At 54.3% G+C, this 15,371-nt stretch carries 27 protein-coding genes; all 27 read left to right on the top strand.

Annotation, left to right across the window (positions count from 1 at the left end; genetic code table 11):
- Positions 1-91 precede the first annotated feature (91 nt).
- Positions 92-463, top strand: coding sequence for a 30S ribosomal protein S12 (rpsL, locus tag ACA043_RS26445; RefSeq protein ID WP_003186084.1), 372 nt, complete (start codon positions 92-94; stop codon positions 461-463).
- Between the two features lie 107 nt (positions 464-570).
- Positions 571-1,044 (top strand): 30S ribosomal protein S7, encoded by a 474-nt coding sequence (gene rpsG / locus ACA043_RS26440; protein ID WP_007916467.1) that lies wholly within the window; start codon positions 571-573, stop codon positions 1,042-1,044.
- 30 nt (positions 1,045-1,074) lie between these two features.
- The gene (gene fusA, locus ACA043_RS26435) at positions 1,075-3,180 is read left to right on the top strand and encodes an elongation factor G (RefSeq protein ID WP_187679960.1); all 2,106 of its coding nucleotides are present in this window, start codon (positions 1,075-1,077) and stop codon (positions 3,178-3,180) included.
- Positions 3,181-3,211: 31 nt separating this feature from the next.
- Positions 3,212-4,405, top strand: coding sequence for an elongation factor Tu (tuf, locus tag ACA043_RS26430; protein ID WP_003176426.1), 1,194 nt, complete (start codon positions 3,212-3,214; stop codon positions 4,403-4,405).
- 157 nt (positions 4,406-4,562) lie between these two features.
- Positions 4,563-4,874 carry a 30S ribosomal protein S10 gene (gene rpsJ / locus ACA043_RS26425; protein ID WP_003186070.1) on the top strand — a complete coding sequence of 104 codons (312 nt, stop codon included), beginning with the start codon at positions 4,563-4,565 and terminating at the stop codon, positions 4,872-4,874.
- 80 nt (positions 4,875-4,954) lie between these two features.
- Complete coding sequence (gene rplC, locus ACA043_RS26420; protein WP_007253310.1) at positions 4,955-5,590, top strand: 50S ribosomal protein L3; 636 nt, start codon at positions 4,955-4,957, stop codon at positions 5,588-5,590.
- Positions 5,591-5,602: 12 nt separating this feature from the next.
- A complete protein-coding gene (rplD, locus tag ACA043_RS26415; RefSeq protein WP_150602056.1) occupies positions 5,603-6,205 on the top strand; it encodes a 50S ribosomal protein L4 in 603 nt (200 codons plus the stop codon).
- Positions 6,202-6,501 (top strand): 50S ribosomal protein L23, encoded by a 300-nt coding sequence (gene rplW, locus ACA043_RS26410; protein WP_002555488.1) that lies wholly within the window; start codon positions 6,202-6,204, stop codon positions 6,499-6,501. The genes rplD and rplW overlap by 4 nt, the downstream gene beginning before the upstream one ends.
- Positions 6,502-6,515: 14 nt before the next feature.
- Complete coding sequence (gene rplB / locus ACA043_RS26405; RefSeq protein ID WP_042561342.1) at positions 6,516-7,340, top strand: 50S ribosomal protein L2; 825 nt, start codon at positions 6,516-6,518, stop codon at positions 7,338-7,340.
- Between the two features lie 16 nt (positions 7,341-7,356).
- A complete protein-coding gene (gene rpsS, locus ACA043_RS26400) occupies positions 7,357-7,632 on the top strand; it encodes a 30S ribosomal protein S19 (protein WP_003228731.1) in 276 nt (91 codons plus the stop codon).
- Between the two features lie 11 nt (positions 7,633-7,643).
- A complete protein-coding gene (gene rplV / locus ACA043_RS26395) occupies positions 7,644-7,976 on the top strand; it encodes a 50S ribosomal protein L22 (RefSeq protein ID WP_003103908.1) in 333 nt (110 codons plus the stop codon).
- Positions 7,977-7,989: 13 nt separating this feature from the next.
- Positions 7,990-8,676, top strand: a complete 687-nt coding sequence (rpsC, locus tag ACA043_RS26390) for a 30S ribosomal protein S3 (RefSeq protein WP_003176422.1) — start codon at positions 7,990-7,992, stop codon at positions 8,674-8,676.
- Between the two features lie 12 nt (positions 8,677-8,688).
- A complete protein-coding gene (gene rplP / locus ACA043_RS26385; protein ID WP_003232424.1) occupies positions 8,689-9,102 on the top strand; it encodes a 50S ribosomal protein L16 in 414 nt (137 codons plus the stop codon).
- A complete protein-coding gene (gene rpmC, locus ACA043_RS26380) occupies positions 9,102-9,293 on the top strand; it encodes a 50S ribosomal protein L29 (RefSeq protein WP_002555481.1) in 192 nt (63 codons plus the stop codon). Before rplP ends, rpmC begins: the two co-directional genes overlap by 1 nt.
- Before the next feature lie 2 nt (positions 9,294-9,295).
- Positions 9,296-9,562, top strand: coding sequence for a 30S ribosomal protein S17 (gene rpsQ, locus ACA043_RS26375; protein ID WP_003194644.1), 267 nt, complete (start codon positions 9,296-9,298; stop codon positions 9,560-9,562).
- Positions 9,563-9,585: 23 nt separating this feature from the next.
- Positions 9,586-9,954, top strand: coding sequence for a 50S ribosomal protein L14 (gene rplN / locus ACA043_RS26370; protein ID WP_002555479.1), 369 nt, complete (start codon positions 9,586-9,588; stop codon positions 9,952-9,954).
- Between the two features lie 11 nt (positions 9,955-9,965).
- Positions 9,966-10,280 carry a 50S ribosomal protein L24 gene (gene rplX / locus ACA043_RS26365; RefSeq protein WP_003186046.1) on the top strand — a complete coding sequence of 105 codons (315 nt, stop codon included), beginning with the start codon at positions 9,966-9,968 and terminating at the stop codon, positions 10,278-10,280.
- Positions 10,281-10,300: 20 nt separating this feature from the next.
- Positions 10,301-10,840: a 50S ribosomal protein L5 gene (rplE, locus tag ACA043_RS26360; protein ID WP_003210069.1), complete on the top strand. Its 540-nt coding sequence runs from the start codon at positions 10,301-10,303 to the stop codon at positions 10,838-10,840.
- Positions 10,841-10,853: 13 nt separating this feature from the next.
- Entirely contained in the window at positions 10,854-11,159 is a 306-nt protein-coding gene (gene rpsN, locus ACA043_RS26355; protein ID WP_003228726.1) for a 30S ribosomal protein S14, read from the top strand.
- Between the two features lie 209 nt (positions 11,160-11,368).
- On the top strand, positions 11,369-11,761 hold the full coding sequence (gene rpsH / locus ACA043_RS26350) for a 30S ribosomal protein S8 (protein WP_007966178.1): 393 nt from the start codon (positions 11,369-11,371) through the stop codon (positions 11,759-11,761).
- Positions 11,762-11,773: 12 nt separating this feature from the next.
- On the top strand, positions 11,774-12,307 hold the full coding sequence (gene rplF / locus ACA043_RS26345; RefSeq protein ID WP_003228722.1) for a 50S ribosomal protein L6: 534 nt from the start codon (positions 11,774-11,776) through the stop codon (positions 12,305-12,307).
- Positions 12,308-12,317: 10 nt separating this feature from the next.
- Entirely contained in the window at positions 12,318-12,668 is a 351-nt protein-coding gene (rplR, locus tag ACA043_RS26340; protein ID WP_003186037.1) for a 50S ribosomal protein L18, read from the top strand.
- Positions 12,669-12,671: 3 nt separating this feature from the next.
- Entirely contained in the window at positions 12,672-13,172 is a 501-nt protein-coding gene (gene rpsE, locus ACA043_RS26335) for a 30S ribosomal protein S5 (protein ID WP_003176409.1), read from the top strand.
- 2 nt (positions 13,173-13,174) lie between these two features.
- Positions 13,175-13,351, top strand: coding sequence for a 50S ribosomal protein L30 (rpmD, locus tag ACA043_RS26330; RefSeq protein WP_003176408.1), 177 nt, complete (start codon positions 13,175-13,177; stop codon positions 13,349-13,351).
- A gap of 3 nt (positions 13,352-13,354) precedes the next feature.
- Entirely contained in the window at positions 13,355-13,792 is a 438-nt protein-coding gene (rplO, locus tag ACA043_RS26325; RefSeq protein ID WP_003228720.1) for a 50S ribosomal protein L15, read from the top strand.
- Positions 13,793-15,121 carry a preprotein translocase subunit SecY gene (secY, locus tag ACA043_RS26320; RefSeq protein ID WP_150595170.1) on the top strand — a complete coding sequence of 443 codons (1,329 nt, stop codon included), beginning with the start codon at positions 13,793-13,795 and terminating at the stop codon, positions 15,119-15,121.
- Positions 15,122-15,148: 27 nt separating this feature from the next.
- Positions 15,149-15,265 carry a 50S ribosomal protein L36 gene (gene rpmJ / locus ACA043_RS26315; protein ID WP_002555468.1) on the top strand — a complete coding sequence of 39 codons (117 nt, stop codon included), beginning with the start codon at positions 15,149-15,151 and terminating at the stop codon, positions 15,263-15,265.
- Positions 15,266-15,371 lie beyond the last annotated feature (106 nt).

The following is a 15,371-nucleotide window of genomic DNA, read 5'->3' as shown; positions in this document are numbered from 1 at the left end:
CTTGATCCCCTAAATTTGGCGGGAATTCGTTCCTGCCATTTTGCTTTTCTTGCAAGACAATAGCGTCGCAAGACAACAGTGGAGCTAGTAGATGGCAACTATCAACCAGCTGGTACGTCAGCCGCGTAAGCGTATCGTCGAGAAATCCGACGTACCTGCGCTGCAGAACTGCCCGCAACGTCGTGGCGTGTGCACCCGTGTGTACACCACTACGCCGAAAAAACCTAACTCGGCACTGCGTAAAGTATGCCGTGTGCGTCTGACCAACGGTTTCGAGGTTTCCTCGTACATCGGTGGTGAAGGCCACAACCTGCAAGAGCACAGCGTGGTACTGATCCGCGGCGGTCGTGTAAAAGACTTGCCAGGTGTTCGTTACCACACCGTTCGCGGCTCCCTGGATACTTCCGGCGTTAAAGGTCGTAACCAAGGTCGTTCGAAGTACGGTACCAAGCGTCCGAAGTAATCGGCCGTTTTGCAGATTTTCATTTTATTGAGTCGATAAGAGTAAGGTCGGGCACGCATCCATTGGATCTGTCCCGAGCTAACCTGAAGACCGCTTGAGGGCTTATCATGCCAAGACGTCGCGTAGCAGCAAAGCGTGAGATTCTGGACGATCCGAAATACGGAAGCCAGATCCTCGCCAAATTCATGAACCACGTTATGGAAAGCGGCAAGAAAGCCGTTGCCGAGCGTATCGTTTATGGTGCCCTGGAAACCGTTGCGACCCGTAAGGCTGGCACCGATCCCCTGGAACTCTTCGAAAAAGCACTCGACGCCATCGCTCCGCTGGTCGAAGTGAAGTCGCGCCGCGTAGGTGGTGCTACTTACCAGGTTCCGGTCGAGGTTCGTCCTTCCCGTCGTAACGCTCTGGCAATGCGCTGGTTGGTAGACTTCGCACGTAAGCGTGGCGAGAAGTCTATGGCTCTGCGTTTGGCTGGCGAACTGCTGGATGCTGCTGAAGGTAAAGGTGCTGCTGTTAAGAAGCGTGAAGACGTGCACCGTATGGCCGAAGCCAACAAAGCTTTCTCGCACTACCGCTTCTAATTTTAGCTTCACTAATTTTGCGAGGGCTTTATGGCTCGTACTACTCCGATTAGTCGCTACCGTAACATCGGTATCGTCGCTCACGTGGATGCTGGTAAAACCACCACCACCGAGCGCGTCCTTTTTTACACCGGCAAAAGTCACAAAATGGGCGAGGTGCATGATGGCGCCGCGACCACAGACTGGATGGTGCAGGAGCAGGAGCGTGGTATTACCATTACTTCTGCTGCCATCACCGCCTTCTGGAAGGGTTCCGAGAAGCAGTACAAAGACGAGCATCGCTTCAACGTAATCGATACCCCGGGCCACGTAGACTTCACTATTGAAGTTGAGCGTTCCCTGCGCGTACTCGACGGCGCTGTCGTTGTGTTCTGCGGTACTTCGGGTGTTGAGCCTCAGTCGGAAACCGTATGGCGTCAAGCCAACAAGTACGGCGTTCCACGTCTTGTTTACGTAAACAAGATGGACCGTGCTGGCGCCAACTTCCTGCGCGTGATCGGTCAGATCAAGCAGCGTCTGGGTCACACTCCGGTGCCGATTCAGTTGGCCATCGGTTCTGAAGATAACTTCCAGGGTCAGATTGATCTGATCAACATGCAAGCTATCTACTGGAACGACTCTGACAAAGGTATGGTCCCTGTTCGCAAGGACATTCCTGCCGAGCTGCAAGAGCTGGCTGAAGAGTGGCGCAACAACATGGTTGAAGCTGCTGCTGAAGCCAACGAAGAGCTGATGAACAAGTACCTGGAAGGCGAAGAGCTGACGATCGAAGAGATCAAAGCTGCTTTGCGTCAGCGTACTATCGCCGGCGAAATCGTTCTGGCTGTCTGCGGTTCTTCCTTCAAGAACAAGGGTGTTCCCCTGGTTCTCGACGCCGTTATCGACTTCCTGCCTGCACCAACTGACATTCCTGCTATCAAGGGTACTGACCCGGATAACGAAGAAGTCGAGCTGGAGCGTCATGCAGACGATGCGGAGCCGTTCTCGGCTCTGGCGTTCAAGATCGCTACCGACCCATTCGTGGGTACTTTGACCTTCGTCCGCGTTTACTCGGGCGTGTTGAACTCCGGCGACGGCGTGATCAACTCGGTTAAAGGCAAGAAAGAGCGCGTGGGTCGTATGGTGCAAATGCACGCAAACGCCCGTGAAGAGATCAAGGAAGTACGCGCTGGCGACATCGCGGCCCTGATCGGCATGAAGGACGTCACCACTGGTGAAACCCTCTGCAACGCTGACAAGCCAATCATCCTGGTTCGTATGGACTTCCCGGAGCCGGTTATTTCGGTTGCCGTAGAGCCTAAGACCAAGGATGACCAGGAAAAAATGGGTATCGCTCTGGGCAAACTTGCTCAGGAAGACCCGTCTTTCCGCGTTAAAACTGATGAAGAGACTGGTCAAACGATCATCTCCGGCATGGGCGAGCTGCACCTGGACATCCTGGTTGACCGGATGCGCCGTGAGTTCAACGTCGAAGCCAACATCGGCAAGCCTCAGGTTTCCTATCGTGAGCGCATCACGAAGAACTGCGAAATCGAAGGCAAGTTCGTTCGTCAGTCCGGCGGTCGTGGCCAGTTCGGTCACTGCTGGATCCGTTTTGCTCCTGCTGACGAAGGTCAGGAAGGTCTGCAATTCGTGAACGAAGTAGTAGGTGGTGTGGTTCCTAAGGAATACATCCCGGCTATCCAGAAGGGTATCGAAGAGCAGATGAAGAACGGCGTCGTTGCCGGCTATCCGCTGATCGGCCTGAAGGCTACCGTGTTCGATGGTTCTTACCACGACGTCGACTCCAACGAGATGGCGTTTAAAGTGGCTGCTTCCATGGCGACCAAGCAACTGGCCCAGAAGGGTGGTGGTGAGTTGCTCGAGCCGATCATGGCGGTAGAGGTTGTTACGCCTGAAGACTATATGGGTGATGTGATGGGCGACCTTAACCGTCGTCGCGGCATGATCCAGGGTATGGAAGACACGGTGTCCGGCAAGGTAATTCGTGCCGAAGTGCCACTGGGTGAGATGTTCGGTTATGCGACCGACGTTCGTTCCATGTCCCAGGGTCGCGCAAGCTACTCTATGGAATTCAAAAAATACGATACAGCCCCGGCGCACATCGTCGAGACTGTTACCAAAAAACAAGGCTGATTCAGCCCCTTTAGGCTAGGAGTTAATTGTCGTGGCTAAAGAAAAATTTGATCGTTCCCTACCGCACGTCAACGTTGGCACCATCGGTCACGTTGACCACGGTAAAACCACTCTGACTGCTGCTCTGACTCGCGTTTGCTCCGAAGTTTTCGGTTCCGCAATCGTTGACTTCGACAAGATCGACAGCGCACCAGAAGAAAAAGCTCGTGGTATCACCATCAACACCGCGCACGTTGAATACAACTCGCTGATCCGTCACTACGCTCACGTTGACTGCCCGGGTCACGCTGACTATGTGAAGAACATGATCACCGGTGCTGCCCAGATGGACGGCGCAATCCTGGTTTGCTCGGCCGCTGATGGTCCGATGCCGCAAACCCGTGAGCACATCCTGCTGTCCCGCCAGGTTGGCGTTCCGTACATCGTGGTTTACCTGAACAAGGCTGACCTGGTAGACGACGCTGAGCTGCTGGAACTGGTTGAGATGGAAGTGCGCGATCTGCTGAGCACTTACGACTTCCCAGGCGACGACACTCCGATCATCATCGGTTCTGCTCGTATGGCTCTGGAAGGCAAAGACGATAACGAAATGGGCACTACGTCCGTTCGTAAACTGGTTGAAACTCTGGATAGCTACATTCCGGATCCAGTTCGTGTTATCGACAAGCCGTTCCTGATGCCAATCGAAGACGTGTTCTCGATCTCGGGTCGCGGTACTGTTGTAACCGGTCGTATCGAGCGCGGTATCGTTAAGGTTCAAGATCCACTGGAAATCGTTGGTCTGCGTGACACTACCGTCACCACCTGCACCGGTGTTGAAATGTTCCGTAAGTTGCTCGACGAAGGTCGTGCTGGCGAGAACTGCGGCGTTCTGCTGCGCGGCACCAAGCGTGACGACGTTGAGCGTGGTCAGGTTCTGGTTAAGCCGGGTTCGGTTAAGCCGCACACCAAGTTCGAAGCTGAGGTGTACGTGCTGAGCAAGGAAGAAGGCGGTCGTCACACTCCGTTCTTCAAAGGCTACCGTCCACAGTTCTACTTCCGCACTACCGACGTAACTGGTAACTGCGAACTGCCGGAAGGCGTAGAAATGGTAATGCCGGGCGACAACATCAAAATGGTTGTTACCCTGATCAAAACCATCGCGATGGAAGATGGTCTGCGTTTCGCTATCCGTGAAGGCGGTCGTACCGTCGGCGCTGGCGTCGTAGCCAAAATCATCGAGTAATCTCTTTTATAGAGTTAGCTTGGTGAATTGAAAAAGCCCCCGCTCAGCGGGGGCTTTTTTATTGGGTTGACACCTATCTGGGGCGTCTATAGAATTGCGCCTCCTTTTAACGGGCGTATTGCGCTCGGTGGGAATAGCAGCCGGAGTCTGAAATCCAATGCAAAATCAGCAAATCCGTATCAGGTTGAAGGCTTTTGACCATCGCCTGATCGACCAATCAACCCAGGAAATCGTGGAAACCGCGAAACGTACTGGTGCTCAAGTGCGTGGTCCAATTCCACTGCCTACCCGTAAAGAGCGGTTCACCGTTCTGGTTTCCCCGCACGTCAACAAAGACGCGCGTGACCAGTACGAAATCCGCACTCATAAGCGCGTTCTGGACATCGTCCAGCCAACGGATAAAACCGTTGATGCTCTTATGAAGCTTGATCTTGCGGCCGGTGTGGAAGTGCAGATCAGCCTCGGCTAAGACTCGGTCTTAGTCGTGTAACGCTCTGAAATGGGCGGCCATAGCGGGTGAAAGCCCCGTACACTCATGAGGTTTACAACATGACTATTGGTGTAGTCGGTCGTAAATGCGGTATGACCCGTATTTTCACCGAAGAAGGTGTCTCCATTCCGGTCACGGTCATTGAGATCGAACCGAATCGCGTCACCCAGTTCAAAACTGAAGAGACCGATGGCTATCGTGCAGTGCAAGTCACTGTAGGCGAGCGTCGTGCTTCGCGTGTTACAGCTGCTCAAGCTGGCCACTTCGCTAAGGCGAACGTTGCCGCTGGTCGCACTGTCATGGAGTTCCGTCTTGAAGAAGGCGACTACCAGGCTGGCGATCTGATCAACGCTGAAATCTTCGCTGCTGGTCAACTGGTTGATGTAACCGGTCAGTCCAAAGGTAAAGGCTTCCAGGGTACGATCAAGCGTTGGAATTTCCGCGGGCAAGATAACACCCACGGTAACTCCGTATCCCACCGCGTCCCAGGCTCTATCGGCCAGTGCCAGACTCCTGGTCGTGTATTCAAGGGCAAAAAAATGTCCGGTCATATGGGCGCTGAGCGCGTGACCGTGCAGTCCCTGGAAGTAGTGCGCGTGGACGCTGAACGCAATCTGTTGTTGGTCAAGGGTGCTGTTCCTGGCGCTACTGGCGGCAACCTGGTTGTACGTCCAGCAGCCAAGGCTCGCGGTTAAGGGGAAGCTGACATGCAATTAAATGTAAATGACGCTCAAGCGATCGAAGTTTCCGAACTGACATTTGGCGGCGAGTTCAACGAGACGCTGGTTCACCAAGCAGTCGTGGCCTATATGGCCGGCGGCCGTCAGGGTAGCAAGCAGCAAAAGACCCGTTCCGACGTTCGTGGTGGCGGTAAGCGCCCATGGCGTCAGAAAGGTACTGGCCGTGCTCGTGCCGGTACTATCCGTAGCCCTATCTGGCGTGGCGGCGGTACCACTTTCGCAGCTCGTCCACAGGATCACTCCCAGAAGCTGAACAAGAAGATGTATCGCGCAGCAATGCGTTCCATCCTTGCTGAGCTGGTGCGTACTGATCGTCTGATCGTGGTTCAGGATTTCGCTGTTGAAACTCCAAAAACCAAAGATCTGCTGGGCAAGCTGAACAACATGAGCCTGACCGATGTTCTCATCGTGTCGGACGCTGTTGATCAGAACCTGTACCTGGCTGCTCGTAACCTGCCGCACGTCGATGTACGTGACGTTCAAGGTTCCGATCCAGTTAGTCTGATCGCATACGACAAGGTGTTGATCACCGTGTCGGCCGTGAAGAAATTCGAGGAGCTGCTGGGATGAACCAGGAACGCGTATTTAAAGTTCTGCTTGGCCCGCACGTTTCCGAGAAGGCTACGGTTCTGGCTGACAAGAAAGGCCAGTTCGTTTTCAAGGTTGCAACTGACGCAACCAAGCTGGAAATCAAGAAGGCCGTCGAAAGCCTGTTCAGCGTGAAAGTTGAGCGTGTTACTACCCTGAACGTTCTGGGTAAGAGCAAGCGCACGGCTCGCGGTCTGGGCAAGCGCAATGACTGGAAGAAGGCAGTTATCTCCCTTCAGCCAGGCCAAGATCTCGATTTCAGCAGCAGTGCTGAGTAAGGAAGGGGTGCATCATGGCAATCGTTAAATGCAAACCGACTTCCCCTGGCCGCCGTTTTGTGGTCAAGGTGGTCAACCAGGAGCTGCATAAAGGCGCTCCTCACGCACCGCTGCTCGAGAAAAAATCGAAGACTGGTGGTCGTAACAACAATGGCCGTATTACCACGCGTCACATCGGTGGTGGTCATAAGCAGCATTATCGTATGGTCGACTTCCGTCGCAACGACAAAGATGGCATTCCAGCCACTGTCGAGCGTATCGAATACGATCCAAACCGTACTGCTCACATTGCTCTTATGTTGTACGCAGACGGCGAGCGCCGTTACATCATCGCCCCTAAAGGCGTGAGCGCTGGCGACCAGCTGATTTCGGGTGCTTTGGCTCCGATCAAGCCGGGTAACCAGCTGCAACTGCGCAGCATTCCAGTTGGTAGCACCGTACACGGCATCGAATTGAAGCCAGGTAAAGGCGCACAGATCGCTCGTTCCGCTGGTGCTTCGGCTCAGCTGATCGCTCGTGAAGGTGTGTACGTTACCCTGCGTCTTCGCTCCGGTGAAATGCGTAAAGTCCTGGCTGAATGCCGTGCGACGCTGGGCGAAGTCTCGAACTCCGAGCACAGCCTGCGTTCGCTGGGTAAAGCTGGTGCCAAACGCTGGCGTGGCGTTCGCCCAACCGTTCGTGGTGTTGCCATGAACCCGGTTGACCACCCACATGGTGGTGGTGAAGGTCGTACCTCTGGTGGTCGTCATCCGGTATCGCCATGGGGCTTCCCGACTAAGGGCGCGAAGACTCGTGGTAATAAGCGTACCGACAAAATGATCGTCCGTCGTCGCAAGTAAATAGAGGGATACGACAGTGCCACGTTCTCTGAAAAAAGGTCCTTTTATTGATCTTCACCTACTGAAGAAGATCGAAGTGGCGGCGGAAAAGAACGATCGCAAACCAATTAAGACTTGGTCGCGTCGTTCCATGATCCTGCCACAAATGGTCGGTCTGACCATCGCAGTACACAACGGTCGTCAACACGTCCCAGTTCTCGTTAACGAAGACATGGTCGGCCACAAACTGGGCGAGTTTGCCGGTACCCGCACTTATCGTGGGCACGTGGCAGACAAGAAAGCCAAGCGTTAAGGGGTTAGGAAATGGAAGTAGCCGCTAAGTTGTCGGGCGCTCGAATCTCCGCCCAGAAAGCCCGCTTGGTCGCCGACCAGATTCGCGGGAAGAAGGTGGGCGAAGCGCTCAACTTGTTGGCTTTCAGCAGTAAGAAAGCCGCCGAGATCATGAAGAAAGTGCTGGAGTCGGCCGTAGCCAACGCCGAGCATAACGAAGGCGCAGACGTTGATGACCTGAAGGTCAGCACCGTTTTCGTCAACGAAGGGCGTTCGCTGAAGCGCATCATGCCACGTGCCAAAGGCCGTGCTGATCGCATCGTCAAGCGGTCTTGCCATATCACTGTCAAGGTTGCTGACAAGTAACGGAGTCGAAGAGATGGGTCAGAAAGTACATCCCATTGGCATTCGCCTGGGAATCGTCAAGGAGCACACCTCCGTCTGGTACGCAGACGGTCGGACTTATGCGGACTATTTGTTCGCTGATCTGAAGGTGCGCGAGTATCTCCAAGACAAACTAAAAAGCGCGTCCGTAAGCCGTATCGATATCCATCGTCCGGCGCAAACTGCACGTATCACCATTCACACCGCTCGTCCAGGTATCGTTATCGGGAAGAAAGGTGAAGATGTTGAGAAACTGCGTCAGGACCTGACCAAGCAAATGGGTGTGCCTGTGCACATCAATATCGAAGAGATCCGCAAGCCGGAGCTCGACGGTATGCTGGTTGCGCAGAGCGTAGCTCAGCAGCTGGAGCGTCGCGTAATGTTCCGTCGCGCTATGAAGCGCGCTGTACAGAACGCCATGCGCATTGGTGCCAAAGGCATCAAAATCCAAGTGAGCGGTCGTCTCGGCGGTGCTGAAATCGCACGTACTGAATGGTATCGCGAAGGTCGTGTGCCATTGCACACCCTGCGTGCCGACATCGACTATGCCAACTACGAAGCTCACACCACTTACGGTGTGATCGGTGTAAAGGTTTGGATCTTCAAAGGCGAAGTAATTGGTGGTCGCCAAGAAGAACTGAAACCACAAGCACCAGCGCCTCGTAAAAAAGCTGCTAAGTAAGGGGTACGCCAAATGTTGCAACCTAAGCGTACGAAGTTCCGCAAGCAGATGACAGGCCACAACCGTGGTCTGGCTCAGCGCGGTAGCAAAGTCAGCTTCGGCGAGTTCGCGCTGAAGTCTGTAGCTCGTGGTCGTCTCACCGCTCGTCAGATCGAGTCAGCGCGTCGTGCTCTGACCCGTCACGTTAAACGTGGCGGCAAGATCTGGATCCGTGTATTCCCGGACAAGCCGATCTCCAAAAAGCCCCTCGAAGTTCGTATGGGTAAAGGTAAGGGTAACGTGGAATACTGGGTTGCCCAGATTCAGCCAGGCAAAGTCCTGTATGAAATCGAGGGTGTAACTGAAGAGCTGGCGCGTGAGGCTTTTGCCCTGGCTGCTGCAAAGCTGCCGCTCGCCACCGCCTTTGTTAAACGGACGGTGATGTGATGAAAGCGAATGAACTTCGTGAAAAATCCGCACAGCAGCTGAACGAGCAACTGCTCGGCTTGCTGCGCGACCAGTTCAATCTGCGTATGCAGAAAGCAACTGGCCAGTTGGGGCAGTCTCATCTGCTCTCGCAAGTTAAGCGTGACATCGCTCGCGTGAAGACTGTGCTTAACCAGCAGGCAGGTAAGTGATCATGGCTGAAGCCGAAAAAACTGTCCGTACGCTGACTGGCCGTGTTGTCAGCGACAAGATGGACAAAACCATCACCGTTCTGATCGAGCGTCGCGTTAAGCACCCGATCTACGGTAAATACGTTAAGCGTTCGACTAAGCTGCACGCGCACGACGAAACCAATCAGTGCCACATCGGCGACAAAGTCACTATTCGTGAAACTCGTCCGATGGCCAAGACCAAGTCTTGGGCGCTGGTTGATGTTCTCGAACGCGCTGTGGAAGTCTAAGGACTAGGGGTCGGAGAAATTATATGATTCAGACTCAATCCATGCTCGATGTGGCCGATAACAGCGGCGCTCGCCGTGTTATGTGCATCAAGGTGCTGGGTGGCTCCCATCGTCGTTACGCTGGTATCGGTGACATCATCAAAGTTACCGTGAAGGAAGCAATTCCTCGCGGTAAAGTGAAAAAAGGCCAAGTGATGACTGCTGTTGTAGTCCGCACTCGTCACGGCGTACGTCGTGCTGATGGCTCCATTATCCGCTTTGATGGCAACGCTGCTGTTCTTCTGAACAACAAGCAAGAGCCGATCGGCACCCGTATCTTTGGGCCAGTGACCCGTGAACTTCGTACTGAGAAGTTCATGAAGATCGTCTCGCTCGCCCCAGAAGTGCTGTAAGGAGATCCGACATGCAAAAGATTCGTCGTGACGACGAGATCATCGTGATCGCCGGCAAAGACAAAGGTAAGCGCGGTAAGGTGCTGAAGGTTCTTGCTGACAACCGTCTGGTTGTTGGTGGTCTGAACCTGGTCAAGCGTCATACCAAGCCTAACCCGATGTCGGGCGTACAAGGCGGTATCGTCGAGAAAGAAGCGCCACTGCACGCTTCTAACGTAGCCATCTTCAATGGCGAAACCAACAAGGCTGACCGCGTTGGTTTCAAAGTAGAAGACGGTAAAAAAATTCGTGTCTTCAAGTCGACCCAAAAAGCGGTTGATGCTTGAACACTGCTAGGTAGAAGACCATGGCACGACTAAAAGAGATTTACCGGAAGGAAATCGCTCCGAAACTTAAGGAAGAACTTAAGCTTTCGAACGTGATGGAAGTTCCGCGCGTTACAAAGATCACCCTGAACATGGGTCTGGGCGAAGCGATCGGCGACAAAAAAGTCATCGAGCACGCTGTTGCTGACCTGGAAAAGATCACCGGCCAGAAAGTCGTTGTGACCTACGCTCGTAAATCCATCGCTGGCTTCAAAGTCCGCGAAGGATGGCCGATCGGCGTCAAGGTGACTCTGCGCCGTGAGCGTATGTACGAGTTCCTGGATCGTCTGCTGTCGATCTCCCTGCCTCGGGTTCGCGACTTCCGCGGCCTGAATGCCAAGTCCTTCGATGGTCGTGGTAACTACAGCATGGGCGTGAAAGAGCAGATCATTTTCCCGGAAATCGACTACGACAAGATCGATGCTCTCCGCGGTCTGGACATTACCCTGACCACCACTGCCAAGAACGATGATGAAGGCCGCGCTCTGCTGCGTGCTTTCAAATTCCCGTTCCGCAACTGATTGGAGTAGGAAAATGGCCAAGAAGAGCATGAAAAACCGTGAGCTGAAGCGTCAGCTCACCGTTGCCAAGTACGCCACCAAGCGTGCAGCGCTGAAAGCTATCATCGTTGATCTGAACGCAAGTCCAGAAGCGCGCTGGGAAGCTACCGTAGCTCTGCAGAAGCAACCACGTGACGCAAGCGCTTCGCGCATGCGTAACCGTTGCCGCCTGACTGGTCGTCCGCACGGCGTTTACCGCAAGTTCGGCCTTGGCCGTAACAAGCTGCGTGAAGCTGCAATGCGTGGTGACGTTCCAGGTCTGGTTAAAGCCAGCTGGTAATCGTTGTCAAAGCCTTGATGGTCGGGTTTGCAAGAACCTGACCATCGGTGGCCTTGAATGTGAATCAAGCCCCTTTTGGGGCTTGATTCATTTCTGGGGTGTGTCTAGAATGACCGGCTCGCCTGAGCCCGTGTTGTTCATGCCCGGAAGTTCTCGGCGACAAGTAGTAGCCGCAAGGCTAATTTTTCTGTTTTAGGAGCGTCTAGCCCATGAGTATGCAGGACCCGTTAGCGGACATGCTAACTCGAATCCGTAATGCCCAGATGGCTGAAAAGTCTGTCGTAAGCATGCCGTCTTCCACGCTGAAGGTGGCTGTAGCAAAAGTCCTGAAGGACGAAGGTTACATCGCGGATTTTCAGATCACCACCGACGCTAAGCCGTCGTTGTCCATCTCGCTGAAGTACTTCGAAGGCCGTCCGGTTATCGAAGAAGTGAAGCGCGTTAGTCGTCCAGGCCTGCGTCAGTACAAGTCCGTTGAAGATCTGCCGAAAGTTCGTGGCGGTCTTGGCGTGTCTATCGTCTCCACCAACAAAGGTGTGATGACGGATCGTGCTGCGCGCGCTGCCGGTGTCGGCGGCGAAGTTCTTTGCACTGTGTTCTAAGGGGGGATAAGCATGTCTCGCGTCGCTAAGAACCCCGTTAAGCTGCCAGCCGGTGTCGAAGTAAAATTCGCAGGCCAACAGCTTTCGGTGAAGGGTGCCAAGGGCACTCTTGAACTGAACATCCATTCGTCCGTTGAGATCGTTGAAGAAGCTGGTGAGCTGCGTTTTGCTGCTCGCAATGGCGATCAACAGACTCGCGCAATGGCCGGTACCACGCGTGCGTTGGTAAACAACATGGTCCAAGGCGTAAGCCAAGGCTTCGAGCGCAAGCTCCAGCTGGTCGGTGTTGGTTACAAAGCGCAAGCAAAAGGTCAGGTTTTGAACCTGGCTCTTGGCTTCTCGCACCCAGTGGATTACGAACTGCCGGAAGGCATCACCGCTGAGACTCCTAGCCAGACCGATATCCTGATCAAGGGCATCGACAAGCAGCTGGTAGGTCAAGTGGCCGCCGAGATCCGCGACTTCCGTCCACCAGAGCCGTACAAAGGCAAAGGTGTGCGCTACGCGGACGAAGTCGTCCGTCGTAAAGAAGCCAAGAAGAAGTAGGGCATAGCAAATGACCGACAAAAAAGTTACTCGACTGCGTCGCGCTCGCAAAGCACGCCTGAAAATGCACGAACTCGAAGTCGTGCGTCTCTGCGTGTTCCGCTCTTCGCAGCACATCTACGCCCAGGTCATCTCGGCCGACGGCAACAAAGTCCTGGCAAGCGCCTCGACTTTGGATAAAGAACTGCGTGATGGTGCCACTGGCAACATCGACGCGGCCACAAAGGTTGGCCAGCTGGTCGCTACGCGTGCTAAGGCCGCTGGCGTCTCGCAAGTGGCTTTCGACCGCTCTGGCTTCAAGTACCACGGCCGCGTTAAAGCGCTGGCTGATGCTGCTCGTGAAGCTGGGCTGGAGTTCTAAGTTATGTCAAATAACGACCAAAAGCGCGACGAAGGCTACATTGAGAAGCTGGTTCAAGTTAACCGCGTAGCCAAAACCGTTAAAGGCGGCCGTATCTTCACTTTCACCGCGTTGACCGTGGTTGGTGATGGTAAAGGGCGTGTTGGCTTCGGCCGTGGCAAGTCGCGTGAAGTGCCTGCTGCGATCCAGAAGGCAATGGAAGCTGCTCGCCGCAACATGATTCAAGTTGACCTGAATGGCACAACTCTGCAGTACGCAATGAAGTCTGCTCACGGCGCTTCGAAGGTGTACATGCAGCCTGCTTCTGAAGGTACCGGTATCATCGCTGGCGGCGCTATGCGTGCTGTCCTCGAAGTTGCTGGCGTTCAGAACGTTCTGGCCAAGTGCTACGGCTCGACTAACCCGGTAAACGTGGTTCACGCCACTTTCAAGGGTCTGAAAGCCATGCAATCTCCTGAGTCCATCGCTGCAAAGCGTGGTCTGACTGTCAAGGAGATCTTCTGATCATGGCTACCGTTAAAGTAACGCTGATCAAAAGCATGACCGGCCGCATCCCTAACCACAAATTGTGCGTTAAGGGTCTGGGTCTGCGTCGCATCGGTCACACTGTAGAAGTCCAGGATACTCCCGAGAATCGCGGGATGATCAACAAGGCTTACTACATGCTGCGTGTCGAGGGTTAATCGATGAAACTCAATGATCTGAGTCCAGCGCCGGGTTCCCGTCGCGAAAAGCATCGTCCGGGCCGTGGTATCGGTAGCGGTTTGGGTAAGACTGGTGGCCGTGGCCACAAAGGTCAGACCTCCCGCTCCGGTGGCACCATCGCTCCAGGCTTTGAAGGCGGTCAACAGCCGCTGCATCGTCGCCTGCCGAAGTTCGGTTTCGTTTCCCTGAAAGCCATGGACCGCGCAGAAGTGCGTTTGTCCGAGCTGGCTAAAGTGGAAGGCGACATCGTCACCGTGCAGTCCCTGAAAGATGCCAACGTGATCAACGTCAACGTACAGCGTGTGAAAATCATGCTGTCCGGTGAAGTGACTCGCGCTGTCACTATCGGCAAGGGAATCGGCGCCACCAAAGGTGCGCGTGCGGCTATCGAAGCAGCTGGCGGCAAGTTCGAGGAATAAATGGCTAAGCAAGGTGCTCTCTCTGCGCTCGGCAAAGGCGGTATGTCTGAACTCTGGGCTCGTCTGCGTTTTCTGTTCCTGGCGATTATCGTCTACCGAATAGGCGCACACATCCCGGTTCCAGGTATCAACCCGGACCGACTCGCAGAACTGTTTCGACAGAATGAGGGGACCATTCTTAGCTTGTTCAACATGTTCTCCGGCGGCGCGCTGGAACGGATGAGCATCTTTGCACTGGGGATCATGCCGTACATTTCGGCATCGATCATCATGCAACTGATGACAGCCGTCAGCCCGCAGCTGGAACAGTTGAAGAAGGAAGGTGAAGCTGGGCGTCGCAAGATTGCTCAGTACACCCGCTACGGCACTGTCGTTCTCGCTCTCGTTCAGGCAATTGGCATGTCCATTGGTCTGGCGGGGCAGGGCGTATCGTTCACTGGTGACTTTGGCTTCCATTTCGTCGCGGTATCCACTTTTGTGGCTGGTGCGATGTTTATGATGTGGCTGGGTGAGCAGATTACTGAGCGTGGTGTTGGCAACGGTATCTCGATGTTGATTTTCGCAGGTATCGTCGCCGGTCTTCCGAGAGCGATCGGGCAGTCTTTCGAGTCTGCGCGTCAGGGTGATATCAACATTTTTGCCCTGGTTGCGATCGGTTTGCTGGCAGTAGCGATTATCGGTTTTGTGGTGTTCATTGAGCGTGGTCAGCGTCGTATTGCTGTTCACTACGCCAAGCGTCAGCAGGGCCGCAAGGTCTTTGCTGCGCAGACTAGCCACTTGCCGCTGAAGGTGAACATGGCCGGTGTTATTCCGGCTATTTTCGCGAGCAGCATTTTGCTGTTCCCGGCTTCGTTGGGTACCTGGTTCGGTCAGTCTGAAGGTATGGGCTGGTTGCAGGACATCTCGCAGTCGATCGCTCCTGGTCAGCCGTTGAATATTCTGCTGTTTAGTGCAGGGATTATTTTCTTCTGCTTCTTCTATACGGCGTTGATGTTCAATCCGAAAGACGTAGCGGAAAACCTGAAGAAGTCCGGTGCCTTTATTCCGGGCATCCGTCCAGGCGAGCAGTCGGCGCGCTACATTGATGGCGTTCTGACCCGTTTGACCCTGTTCGGTGCTCTATATATGACGGCCGTATGTCTGTTGCCCCAGTTCCTGGTGGTTGCGGCAAACGTTCCGTTCTACCTTGGCGGGACCTCGTTGCTGATCGTGGTCGTGGTTGTGATGGACTTCATGTCCCAAGTACAATCGCACCTCGTTTCGCACCAGTACGAATCCCTGATGAAGAAAGCCAACCTGAAGGGTTACGGCAGCGGCATGTTGCGCTGAGTACCCATAAGGTTCGAGGAGTTGGTGATGAAAGTTCGTGCATCGGTGAAAAAGCTGTGCCGTAACTGCAAGATTATTCGCCGCGAAGGTGTTGTTCGAGTAATTTGCAGCGCGGAACCGCGTCACAAACAGCGCCAAGGCTGAGTGTGATTGTGCTTCAAGCCCGGTAGCTAGTGCGCTACCGGGTTGATTATTTGTTATTACAGCGATATTATCTCGCGCCCTATTTCTTGGCTTCCGGGGCGTAGGT

The organism is Pseudomonas sp. LBUM1648, assembly GCF_059716145.1.
Note: the sequence above shows the minus strand (reverse complement) of the source record. Positions and strands in the feature narration are given on the sequence as shown.